Consider the following 11,559-nt stretch of genomic DNA (forward strand, 5'->3'; position numbering starts at 1 on the left):
TAAAAAATGATCGGCTTCTCATATCAGCCTGAAAAGCCGATCATTTTTCACTGGATTTCTTTTCGGAAGCAAACACTGTTTTCTACACCGATGTATTGACCATAGTTTGGGGTTGGTACGTATCCGTTTTTCTCATATAGCCGGATAGCCTCGGGTTGTCGCTTGCCCGTTTCGAGTACGCAGACCGTGAATCCCAGCTCCTGAGCCCAGGCTTCGAGTTCCTTTAATACCAGCGAAGCCACTCCCCGACTGCGGTAATTGGCATGCACAAACATCCGTTTTACCTCGGTGGTATCTTCAGCAAAGAACTTAATCGCTCCGCAGCCTACGGCCTTACCTTCAGCGTAGGCAACAATTACGTGAGCAATGGCGTCAATTGTATTGAACTGGGCGTAAAAGGCGTGTTCTTCACCATCACGCTGGTGCAGTTCGCGGTCAAGTAAAGTGACCAGCGTCCGGAAATCGGGGTGTTCAGAATTGGTGCGAAGGAGCGTAATCATGCGTTAGGATACCAATGAAGTAAAATTGAGCAAACAGTCCAAAAGCGAATCAAAGAAAAAAAATCGGATTTCCTGTATCCATATATACTGAAATTGGACGCTGTCAAAGCGTCGGGCAAGGCATCAGATCCGCCCGGAGAATAGAGAATACTGCCGCTTGTGAAAGTCCTTGCTCCTGCATGATTCTTATTCCGGACGAATAGCTAATTTTGCGGGCCTAATCGTATTTGCTTTGGGCCTAAGCCCGAAGTCGCAGATCTACTCATGAGCCAAGATTTCCTCCGTATAGCCGTTCAAAAGTCCGGTCGCCTCAGCGAAGACTCCCTTACTCTTTTTAAGGAATGTGGAATCAAGTTTGATTCCAAAGCCGGCAAGCTTAAAACCACGTCCAGCAATTTTCCCGCCGAATTTCTATTTCTCCGCGATGATGATATTCCCGGATACGTCGAAGATGGCGTAGCGGATATCGGCATCGTGGGCGAAAACGTTCAGGTAGAAACGGGCCGCAACGTGGACATCGCCAAGAAACTGGGCTTCTCCAAGTGTCGCCTGTCCATCGCCATTCCTCGCGGGGATTCGTACCAGGGCGTACAGGATTTGCAGGGTCGTAGCATTGCCACCAGTTACCCGACCATTCTGGGTAACTTTCTGAAAGAAAACGAAATCGAAGCGGAAATTCACGAAATCAGTGGTTCCGTGGAAATAGCCCCCAGTATCGGTCTGGCCCATGCCGTGTGCGATATTGTCTCGTCAGGCAGTACGCTGCTGGCCAATGGTTTATCGGAAGTAGAGGTCATCTTCAAATCCGAAGCCGTAATGATTGCTCATCCTTCCCTGAGTGAAGCCAAGCGGGCAATTCTGTCGAAACTGCTGTTCCGGATTCACGCGGTACAGACGGCTAAAAACAACAAGTACATCGTACTGAATGCTCCCAACGAAAAGCTGGAAGCCATTACGGCTCTACTGCCCGGTATGAAGGCTCCCACCATCGTTCCGCTGGGAACGGAAGGCTGGTCGGCCGTGCATTCGGTACTGAGTGAAGAAGATTTCTGGGATAAAATTGATGCCCTGCGTACGGCGGGTGCCGAAGGCATTCTGGTCGTACCGATCGAAAAAATGATTTACTAATCAGTGTCTGTTTCAGGCACTTTGTGTATGCAACTTATTCGTTACCCTGAGCCGGAAACCTGGGATACCCTGCTGGCCCGGCCCGTACAGCAAATGGCTCAAATCGAGCAGTTGGTTCAACCCATTTTGCAACACGTACGAAGCCACGGCGATGCGGCTTTGAAAGAATACGCCCTGAAATTCGACAACGTCCGGCTGGATCGGCTGGATGTGCCAATGGAAGTCATGGAAGTGGCCGAACGGCAGCTTTCGCCAGCCCTCAAGGATGCCATCCGGCAGGCGTATTCGAACATTGTTAAATTCCATGCGGCTCAGCGGCAGGCTCCCGAGAAGATCGAAACCATGCCGGGGGTGACCTGCTGGCGAAAATCCGTTGGGATCGAGAAAGTCGGCATTTACATTCCCGGAGGTACAGCACCGCTGTTTAGCACCGTCTTGATGCTGGGTATACCGGCTCAACTGGCGGGCTGTAAGGAAGTAGTACTGTGTTCGCCTAGTCAGCACCCGGCTATTTTGTACGCTGCCAAGCTGGTGGGTGTAACCAGAGTATACAACATCGGTGGGGCTCAGGCTGTTGCCGCCATGGCGTACGGCACGGAAAGTGTACCACAGGTGTACAAGATTTTCGGTCCCGGCAATCAATTCGTAACGGCGGCTAAAATGCTGGTGGCGAAAGAAGGCGTGGCCATTGACATGCCCGCCGGACCCAGCGAAGTGGCCGTATACGCCGATGAGACGGCCAATCCGGCCTTTGTGGCGTCTGATTTGCTCTCGCAGGCCGAACACGGGAAGGACAGTCAGGTACTGCTGGTGTCTACTTCCGAATCCGTACTCGCTCAGACAATGGATGAGGTAGAAAAACAGGTTCGCGAATTGTCCCGTGAGGACTTCGCTACGCAGGCTCTGGAGCATTCCAAAGCCGTGCTGGTACGCGATTCAAGCGAAGCACTGGATTTATTGAATGCTTACGCCGCCGAACACCTCATTCTTTCGGTCGAAAATGCCGAAGCTCTGGTGGATGAAATTACCAATGCCGGTTCCATTTTCCTGGGTCACTATACACCCGAATCAGCGGGTGACTACGCCTCGGGTACGAACCACACCCTGCCTACCAACGGGTACGCCCGGGCGTATTCAGGCGTTTCGCTGGATAGCTTCGTCAAGAAAATTACGGTGCAGTCCATTTCGAAAGAAGGATTGAAGAACATTGGTTCGACGATTATGGAAATGGCCGCGGCCGAATCGCTGGACGCTCACCGACGGGCCGTAGAAATTCGTCTGGAACAGTTAGAAACGGGTGAATAAGCCCAAAAAAGATAGCACATACCGATGTTTCAGTTAGAGAAACTAGTACGTCCGCACTTGCTTTCGCTTACCCCGTACTCGTCCGCTCGTGATGAATACAGTGGCAAGGAAGGCGTGTTTTTGGATGCGAACGAAAACCCCTTAGGCTCGGCTACGGCCAATGCCTACAATCGTTATCCCGATCCGTACCAGTGGGTCGTCAAGGAAAAACTGGCTCCCCTCAAAGGCGTGCGGCCTTCGCAGATCATGCTGGGCAATGGTTCCGACGAACCGATCGATTTACTGGTCCGGGCCTTCTGTGAACCCAAGGAAGACCACATTCTGATTCTGCCGCCAACCTACGGCATGTACGAGGTATCCGCGAATATTCAGAACGTGGCCGTTCAGAAAGTACCGCTGACGCCGGATTTTCAGATCGACGTGCCGGCTATACTAGCCGCCGTAGATGAACATACCAAACTCATCTGGCTCTGTTCGCCCAATAACCCCTCGGGGAACGTACTGCGGCGGGCGGACATTCTGCAAATTATTGAATCGACGTCCTGCATTGTGGTCGTTGATGAAGCTTACATTGATTTTGCGGCGGATACAACGTTGTTGACGGAACTGGATCGTTACCCGAATCTCGTCGTTTTGCAGACGTTCTCCAAAGCCTGGGGGCTGGCCGGTTTACGCGTCGGGATGTGTTTTGCCAGTGAAGCCATTATTGCTTTACTAAACAAAATCAAATCCCCCTACAATATCAGTAGCGTAACCCAGCAACTACTGGCCGAAGCTCTGACGGAGGTGGCGAAAAAGGATGCAATGGTACAGACGATTCTCGTCAACCGCGAACGCCTACGCCAGCGTCTGGAAACATTACCCAACGTTGAAAAAGTATTTCCGACGGATTCTAACCAGCTGTTAGTGAGGTTTCAGGATTCGGCGGCCGTATTTTCTTACCTGCTCGAACACAAAATCATCGTCCGGGATCGTTCTAAAGTCAAACACTGTGACAACTGCCTCCGAATTTCGGTAGGTACCGAGGAAGAGGATAACGTGTTGTTTGATTCCCTGCTGGAATTTACCCGAGCGATTGTTCACGACTAGTACAAATTTTGCTTGTGTATGGCGAAGGAGGTCTGAATTCAGATCTCCTTCCTTATATCGATTATCCCTCCATGTTATCGTTTAACCAACCAATGAAAAACTTTTTCCGTATTTCGGTTCTTCTGGTGGGCGTTCTGCTCGCCGGTTCACACGTTAGTTTTGGTCAGGCCAAGAAGTACGCCGTTGGCTTTAAAGTAGGAGAGCCCCTGGGCCTCAATGCCCGGATGTACCTCAACAATAACCGGGCTATTGACGTGGGCTTAGGTACCTACGGAATGCTTTGGGGACGGGAGCGGAAGTACGGTCCACACGGCCGATTCAAGAATACGGGCTGGACCCTGAACGCTAATTACCTCTTCCATACAGGCAACGAAGGCAAACGTTTTCAGGCTTACTACGGATTTGGGGGACAAATTACCAGTCGCCGGAGTTACCCGGATCGTTTGGCCCCTTATAATGCTTACGAAAATAAAACGGGGATTGGAGCGAGCGGCCTGGCTGGCGTCGAGTACTTCCTGCGGGATTCGCCGTTGTCTCTCTTTGCGGATGCTGGTCTGTACGTAGAATTACTACCCGTACCGATCTTTATGCACGTACAGGGAGGCGTTGGGGTTCGCTTTAATTTTTAAGGTGAAAAATCCGGAAAGCAGCGGGATTTTATACGAAACGACCGTAACTTGAGATAGTATTAAACGAAAGCAGGCCCAGCCTGCTTTTTTCATCGGTAATGTTTACGATTTACGCGGCTTCGGCGGGGTCAGGAAAGACTTTTACGCTTGCCAAAGAGTTTCTGAAACTGGCTCTATCGAGTCATCCAAACGAAGAAGGCCTGTCGCAGTTTAGCCCTTCGTACTTCCAGCACATTCTGGCCGTAACGTTTACGAATGATGCGGCTCATGAAATGAAAAGCCGAATCCTGCAAACCTTGCAGGGGATCAGCCGATACCGTACGCTCGATGAGATGGCCCGGCGGAAAGTGGAAGCGTATCGGCAACTGCTCTTACAGGAAATTACGGACCCCCAGACGGGGCAACCGATTACGGAAGCAGAACTCGAAAAACGTTCGGCTCAAACCTTCCAGGTACTTCTCCATCAGTATAGCCGATTATCCGTCTCCACCATCGATAGCTTTACGCAACGCGTGGTAGCGGCGTTTACGGAAGAACTGGGCATTCCCTACAACTTTGAAGTAAGTCTGGAATCGGATGTAATCGTAGCCGCCGGGGTAGAACAGTTGCTGAGTAAGGTAGGGCAGACAGAGTTTAGCCAACTGACGCTGGTACTGGAAGAACTCGTAGCCGAAATGGCCGATGAAGGCAAAAGCTGGACTTCCCTGCGAACGGAATTACAAACCGTAGGCAAGAAAATTCTGGATGATAAACACCGGGATGCACTGCAAAAGCTATCCGAACTCAGTGCGGAAGACTTTTGGGAAATACGCCGACAGATCCGTCAGTACTGCCAGTGTCAGGAGGAGGAATACCGCCGCCTGGGCCGTCTGGCTATGGAACTCATTGAGGAGAAGGCAACGCTGACCATTAGTGATTTTAATTACGGAGCTACCGGGGCCGCCGGTTTTCTGCAAAAAGTACGCGACGGACAGAAGAAGTTCGCCGAAGGAGTTTCCTCGCGTTTACAGGCCGTTATTCAGCGAGAACAAAACTGGATGAAAGCCAAAACACCCCTGCTGATTCTTTCGCAGTTCGAAAGTATTGAAGCAGAGCTGGAAGTGGTTGGCCGTGAAGTGGTCAATCTGTACGAGAGTCAGATTGAAAAATATACGCTGTGCCAGGAGTTAGAGAAACACCTGCATAAACTGGCTTTGCTCAAGCAACTGTCCGATGAAGTAAAAGCTATTGAGGATCACTCCGGACAAATTCACATCTCCCGCTTCAACCAGTCCATTCTCAACATTGTACTGGAAGAGCCCGTACCCTTTTTGTACGAACGACTCGGGGAGAAGTTCCATCACATCCTCATTGACGAGTTTCAGGATACATCACAACTTCAGTGGCTGAACTTTATGCCGCTGATTGACAATAGCTTATCGTCCAGTCATTACAACCTCGTGGTGGGTGACGCGAAGCAAAGTATTTATCGGTTTCGGGGGGGAGAAATGGAGCAGTTGGTGCATCTTCACCAGAAAAAAGGCAGTGATTTGTCGCCGATGTTACCGCCCGGGAATACCATTAACTGGAACGTAGGCGATCGTTTGCTGACCATTTCCCGACATTTGCAACCGGAGGTACTCAACTACAATCGGCGGAGCTGTAAGGAAATTGTGGATTTCAACAATGACCTGTTAAAGCATGTGCTGGATCATCAGATTCGGGAAGAGTGGCAGGTCACGCCGCGAATTTACCAGACCTATTTCCAGAAAACGCCCGAAGTAAATCCCAAGTGCGGCGGACACGTACAGATCGATTTTCTGGAAACGGAGGCGGATACCGAACCAACGCCTGCTTTTGTCATCAACCAAATCAACGCCTGCCGGGCTGAAGGATATACGTATAAAGATATTGCCATTTTGTGTCGAAAAAACCGGCACGCCCGGCTGCTGGCGGATACGCTGACTGCCCACCGGATTCCGGTCATTTCCGCCGATTCACTGCTGGTGAGTGCCTCGGTAGCGGTGAATTTAGTCATGGCGTTTTTACGGGTTCTGGATGCACCCGATCAGCCACTGGTCAAATACGAAGCAGCCTACCTGTATCTGAAGGACATTCAGGGGAAAATTCCGAATGAGGAAATCAACACCCGGATCCGGGCGATGGTGGAATCGACGGATTGGAAAGCTTTCTGGACGTGGCTGAAAGAAGAAGGGCAAACCCTGGAGCCTTCGGTATTACGAAAATTCGGACTGTTCGAACTCTGCGAAGAATTGATTGCCCGTTTCCGGCTATTCGACGTACCCGCTCAGGCTCCGTATCTGTTTCGGTTTCTGGACTACGCCCAGGATTTCTCCGTTCGCAAAAGCGGCCACCTGAGCGATTTCGTTCAGGATTGGGAACAGCAAAAGAACAAATTGTGCGTCAATACCCCCGAAGGTAGTGATGCCGTTACCATTCAGACGATCCACAAGTCGAAAGGAATGGAGTACGGGGTCGTCTTGTTACCGTACGCCAACTGGAGTTTCACGTCGAATCAATGGGACGAAATATGGGGAGATCTGGAGGAAGTCGAGTTAGAGGAACTACAACTGCCCGAGAGTGGGGAGCGTCAGCTCCGTCGTTTGCGTACCGCTCCTTTTTCGGTGACGCAGAAGCTCGCTCAAACCCACTTGAAGGCCGAATACGAACGCGAAACGGAGCAGACCTTTCTCGATAATCTAAACCTGTTGTACGTGGCCTTGACCCGGGCGGTCGAACGACTGTACGTGTCAATGGAAGTAAAACGGAGTAAGAAAGGCGAGCCTTTGAAAGATACCGTCGGGCAGTTTTTTGTGAGTTACGTCGATTCGGACGAAGGACAGCACATCGTACGGCAGGGAAATCTTCCCAAGCCCCGCCCTGTCTCAGTCAAAGATGACACGACGATCAGCATTGAGAACGTGATCACGGTCCGGCGGGAAAGCATGCGTTTACGGCGGCAGAAAGACAGGCTAACGGAATGGGATACGTTTACCAGTCAGAAAGACTGGGCCAATAAAGCTCATGCCGTCATGCGGGAAATCCGTACGCCTGAAGACGTACCCAACGTGATTGATCGAATGCAGAAACGGGGACTCATTGACGAGTCGCAGGTGATTCTTCTCCGGGAAGCCATTGAGCGGGTATTGAGTCGGGAAGAAATGAAACCGTATTTTGAATTGCCCGCCGAGTTTTTGTCGCAACAGGAAATCCTGATGCCCAACGGAGATATTCTGCGTCCGGATCGGGTCGTAATTCGCCCCGATCAAAGCATAGCCATTCTGGATTACAAAACCGGCCAGATCCGCGAAAGCCACCGGGACCAAATGAAATCCTACGCCCGCCGTTACCGCGAAATGGGCTATACAAAGGTTGAAGGATGGATTGTGTATCTGGAAACCGGGGAGATTGTATCTGTGAAGTGAGTGTTGAGTTTAGCGTTTTGGGTTAACTGCTCAGTCTGTAATCAGCAATAAGTAGGAGGGGACTGGTTTCGCGTCGGAGACACTTAACCAGTTGTAGCCCGATCATTCCATAACGGTTATAAATCGGGGTGAGCCGAGGAAACTCAAAACCCCAAACGCTAAACCCAAAACAGGCAACTGAAAACCGTAAACTGAATATTGTACCCATGCGTACCGCAGTAGCTTTTATTTCAAGTCAGTTATCGCTTTCCGCTCGTTCGGTCGAGCATACCATTCAACTTTTCGATGAAGGAGCTACCGTGCCCTTCATCGCCCGGTACCGTAAGGAAATGACGGGCAGTCTGGATGAAGTACAAATTCAGGCCATCAAAGATCAGTACGAGAAATTCAAGGAAGTAGAAAAGCGTCGGGAGAGTATCCTGCAATCCATTCAGGAACAGGGTAAATTAACGGCCGAGCTTCGGAAGCAACTCGAAGCCGCTCAGACGCTTACCCAGCTCGAAGACCTGTACCTGCCGTATAAACCCAAGCGGAAAACCAAAGCCAGTATCGCCATTGAAAAGGGATTGGAACCGTTGGCCCGGCTAATTTTTGAGCAACGCGAACGCGATATTACGGGGAAAGCTCAAGCCTTTGTTAACGAGGCGGTACCCACGCTGGAAGAAGCCTATCAGGGAGCCAGCGACATTATGGCCGAGTGGATTTCCGAGAACGCGGACGCCCGAAATGCCATTCGTAAAGTCTTTGAAAGACAGGCAATTGTCTACGCTAAACTCAAAAAAAATAAAGCAGAGGAAGGAGCCAAATACCGCGATTATTTCGATTTTTCGGAAGAGTTGCGGAAAATTCCCTCGCATCGCCTGCTGGCCATTCGGCGGGGGGAAGAAGAAGGCATTTTATCCGTAAGCATTTCTCCGGATGAAGAACGCTCGCTGGAACAGCTAGATCGATTGTTCGTTCGGGGTTCTTCACCCGCTAAACCATTCGTAGAAGATGCTATTACGGATAGTTACAAGCGACTCATCAAGCCCAGTATTGAAAATGAATTTGCCCGACTTTCGAAAGAAAAAGCCGACGCTGAGGCAATCACCATTTTTGTGGGAAACCTCCGGCAATTGCTTCTCTCGTCGCCATTGGGACAAAAACGCGTATTGGGTATTGACCCCGGCTACCGGACGGGCTGCAAAACCATTGTACTCGATGCCCAGGGCAATCTGTTGAGTGATACGGTACTTTATCCCTTTGACAAAAAGCAGGAGGCGGAAGCGAAAGTCCGTCAGCTCATTGCTTCGTACCAGATCGAAGCCGTAGCGGTAGGTAATGGTACCGCCGGTCGGGAAACGGAAGATTTCCTGAAAGGACTATCCCTGACGATTCCCATTTTCATGGTTTCCGAACAGGGAGCCTCCATCTACTCCGCTTCGGAGGTGGCCCGGGATGAATTTCCGGATAAAGACATTACGGTCCGCGGAGCCGTATCGATCGGTCGTCGATTGATGGACCCCTTGGCTGAATTGGTTAAAATCGATCCCAAGTCCATTGGTGTAGGACAGTATCAGCACGACGTAGATCAGGGAGCGTTAAAGAAAAGTCTGGATACGGTGGTAGAAAGTTGCGTAAATGCGGTAGGCGTCAACCTGAATACCGCAAGCAAGCACTTGCTGAGTTACGTCTCCGGGTTGGGTCCTACGCTGGCTCAGAACATCGTGACGTACCGCCGCGAACACGGAGCTTTCAAATCCCGGAAAGAACTCCTGAAAGTACCGCGATTGGGTGGAAAGGCCTTTGAACAATGTGCGGGCTTTCTGAGAATTGCGGAAGCCGCCAATCCCCTGGATAATTCAGCGGTACATCCGGAAAGCTACGACATCGTCGAACGGATGGCGAAAGACCTGGGCGTGTCAGTAAAAGACCTGATGACCCAGACCGAGCAGCGGAAGAAAATTCAGTTACAAAAATACGTTACTGAAAAAGCAGGATTGCCCACCTTGCAGGACATTGTGAGCGAACTGGAAAAACCCGGTCGGGACCCGCGTCAACCCCTTACGGCCTTCGAATTCGATGCTTCCGTACGGAAGCCAGAAGATCTGCGGGAGGGGATGATTCTGCCCGGTATCGTTACCAACATTACGGCTTTCGGAGCCTTCGTGGACATCGGGGTGAAACAGGATGGACTGGTGCACGTATCGCAATTGTCGAATCGCTTTGTCCGGGATCCCAATGAGGTCGTTAAGTTGCAACAGCAGGTTCAGGTGAAAGTAGTGGAGGTCGATCTGACCCGCAAACGCATTGCTCTGACCATGAAATTCTGATAAAAAAAACGGGAAGCATGTAAAAAAATATGCTTCCCGTTTTGTCGTTTTTAGGACTGAATCCTTACATTCAAGCCGATATAGGGTATTTTAAACCGAAGTTTTTTGGAAGACAACAGGTCTTAAATAGCTGAAAATCAATTGTAAGTACTAGTCTTCCTTCACAACTCACTTAAACACTGGCTTATGCGTTTTTGGACTTTTCCGCTCCTTTGTACGCTAAGTATTTTACTTAGTTCCTGTGAATTATTTCGTACGACGACTCGTAGTAAACCCGTCAGTCGCCAAACCACGTACCGGGCACCTGTCAATCGTGCCTCTACGGCCTCGCGTTCTTCTTATGGCGGAACATCCGCCTCGCGATCGTATGCGGGGGCTTCGGCGGCGGCTTCCCCAGCTACACCGGCCAAATATGCTTTAACTAAAAAAGCGGAGTACAACCCAAAGGCAGTTCGGTACGACAAACAGCTGGTGAATGATTTAATCAATACCGCCAAGAGTTACGGCGGGACCAACTACCGAACGGGCGGGGGGACCAGTGTTGGGCTCGATTGTTCAGGATTGGTACAGGTAAGCTTTAAGCAGATCGGACTGAAACTGCCGCGTACGGCCGCCGAACAGGCCAATGTGGGACAATCGATCTCAGTAAGTGACTTACGGCCCGGCGACCTGGTCTTCTTCAACACGGAATACAAAGGTTTCGGTGCGAACCGAATCAATCATACGGGTATCGTCACGCACATCAATGGCTCCGAGGGTGTCATGTTTATCCACGCGTCCAGTAGTCGGGGCGTCATTGAAGACAACCTGTACAACGACTACTGGCAACGCGGATTCATCAAAGCTACGCGACTGCTGGATTAGGCCACCAGGCGTTTCCAGTCGGGATGCCGTTCCAGATACGTCCGTACGAATGAGCAGTTGGGTACGAGCTTGAGCTGGTTGTCGTCCAGGTACTGAAACGTTTTTTCGACCAGTGCCGAAGCTACGCCCTGACCTTCGAGTTCCTCCGGAACTTCCGTATGATCAAGAGCCAGCGTATGAGCATCCAGTACGCGATAGGTAATCAGAGCCGTATGCTGGTCGATTTGTAATTCAAATTGCTGATCGTCCTCGTTTACGTTGAGGGAAAGGGAGTCAAATTTCATCGTGTCGTTTCGTTGTAAAATAG

9 protein-coding genes are annotated in these 11,559 nt (G+C 50.6%); 7 read left to right on the top strand and 2 right to left on the bottom strand.

Annotation, left to right across the window (positions count from 1 at the left end; genetic code table 11):
* Positions 1-47: 47 nt before the first annotated feature.
* Positions 48-500 (bottom strand): GNAT family N-acetyltransferase, encoded by a 453-nt coding sequence (locus BWI93_RS22405; RefSeq protein ID WP_094815412.1) that lies wholly within the window; start codon positions 498-500, stop codon positions 48-50.
* Positions 501-764: 264 nt separating this feature from the next.
* Here BWI93_RS22405 and hisG point away from each other — a divergent pair, with 264 nt between their 5' ends.
* The 7 genes from hisG (at position 765) to BWI93_RS22440 (ending at position 11,252) form a co-directional block, all read left to right on the top strand.
* The gene (gene hisG, locus BWI93_RS22410) at positions 765-1,628 is read left to right on the top strand and encodes an ATP phosphoribosyltransferase (RefSeq protein ID WP_094815414.1); all 864 of its coding nucleotides are present in this window, start codon (positions 765-767) and stop codon (positions 1,626-1,628) included.
* A 27-nt stretch (positions 1,629-1,655) separates the two neighbouring features.
* Entirely contained in the window at positions 1,656-2,933 is a 1,278-nt protein-coding gene (gene hisD, locus BWI93_RS22415; RefSeq protein ID WP_094815416.1) for a histidinol dehydrogenase, read from the top strand.
* Positions 2,934-2,957: 24 nt separating this feature from the next.
* Positions 2,958-4,022, top strand: a complete 1,065-nt coding sequence (hisC, locus tag BWI93_RS22420) for a histidinol-phosphate transaminase (RefSeq protein WP_094815418.1) — start codon at positions 2,958-2,960, stop codon at positions 4,020-4,022.
* Positions 4,023-4,114: 92 nt separating this feature from the next.
* Positions 4,115-4,651 carry a hypothetical protein gene (locus BWI93_RS22425; protein WP_094815420.1) on the top strand — a complete coding sequence of 179 codons (537 nt, stop codon included), beginning with the start codon at positions 4,115-4,117 and terminating at the stop codon, positions 4,649-4,651.
* Between the two features lie 98 nt (positions 4,652-4,749).
* Complete coding sequence (locus BWI93_RS22430; RefSeq protein ID WP_094815422.1) at positions 4,750-8,076, top strand: exodeoxyribonuclease V subunit beta; 3,327 nt, start codon at positions 4,750-4,752, stop codon at positions 8,074-8,076.
* A 206-nt stretch (positions 8,077-8,282) separates the two neighbouring features.
* Positions 8,283-10,388 carry a Tex family protein gene (locus BWI93_RS22435; RefSeq protein ID WP_094815424.1) on the top strand — a complete coding sequence of 702 codons (2,106 nt, stop codon included), beginning with the start codon at positions 8,283-8,285 and terminating at the stop codon, positions 10,386-10,388.
* A 186-nt stretch (positions 10,389-10,574) separates the two neighbouring features.
* Complete coding sequence (locus BWI93_RS22440) at positions 10,575-11,252, top strand: C40 family peptidase (protein ID WP_094815426.1); 678 nt, start codon at positions 10,575-10,577, stop codon at positions 11,250-11,252.
* On the opposite strand, the gene BWI93_RS22445 is transcribed toward BWI93_RS22440, so the two are convergent.
* Entirely contained in the window at positions 11,249-11,536 is a 288-nt protein-coding gene (locus BWI93_RS22445; protein WP_094815428.1) for a GNAT family N-acetyltransferase, read from the bottom strand. The two genes, BWI93_RS22440 and BWI93_RS22445, sit on opposite strands and share 4 nt — an antisense overlap.
* Between the last annotated feature and the right edge of the window lie 23 nt (positions 11,537-11,559).

The organism is Siphonobacter sp. BAB-5385, assembly GCF_002261125.1.
Classification (GTDB): domain Bacteria; phylum Bacteroidota; class Bacteroidia; order Cytophagales; family Spirosomataceae; genus Siphonobacter.

Bases quoted from the DNA above. Each gene is read 5' to 3' on its own strand.
- BWI93_RS22435 (WP_094815424.1), top strand. From the start codon at position 8,283: ATGCGTACCGCAGTAGCTTTTATTTCAAGTCAGTTATCGCTTTCCGCT.
- BWI93_RS22425 (WP_094815420.1), top strand. From the start codon at position 4,115: ATGAAAAACTTTTTCCGTATTTCGGTTCTTCTGGTGGGCGTTCTGCTC.
- hisG (WP_094815414.1), top strand. From the start codon at position 765: ATGAGCCAAGATTTCCTCCGTATAGCCGTTCAAAAGTCCGGTCGCCTC.
- hisD (WP_094815416.1), top strand. From the start codon at position 1,656: ATGCAACTTATTCGTTACCCTGAGCCGGAAACCTGGGATACCCTGCTG.
- BWI93_RS22430 (WP_094815422.1), top strand. From the start codon at position 4,750: ATGTTTACGATTTACGCGGCTTCGGCGGGGTCAGGAAAGACTTTTACG.
- hisC (WP_094815418.1), top strand. From the start codon at position 2,958: ATGTTTCAGTTAGAGAAACTAGTACGTCCGCACTTGCTTTCGCTTACC.
- BWI93_RS22445 (WP_094815428.1), bottom strand. From the start codon at position 11,536: ATGAAATTTGACTCCCTTTCCCTCAACGTAAACGAGGACGATCAGCAA.
- BWI93_RS22405 (WP_094815412.1), bottom strand. From the start codon at position 500: ATGATTACGCTCCTTCGCACCAATTCTGAACACCCCGATTTCCGGACG.
- BWI93_RS22440 (WP_094815426.1), top strand. From the start codon at position 10,575: ATGCGTTTTTGGACTTTTCCGCTCCTTTGTACGCTAAGTATTTTACTT.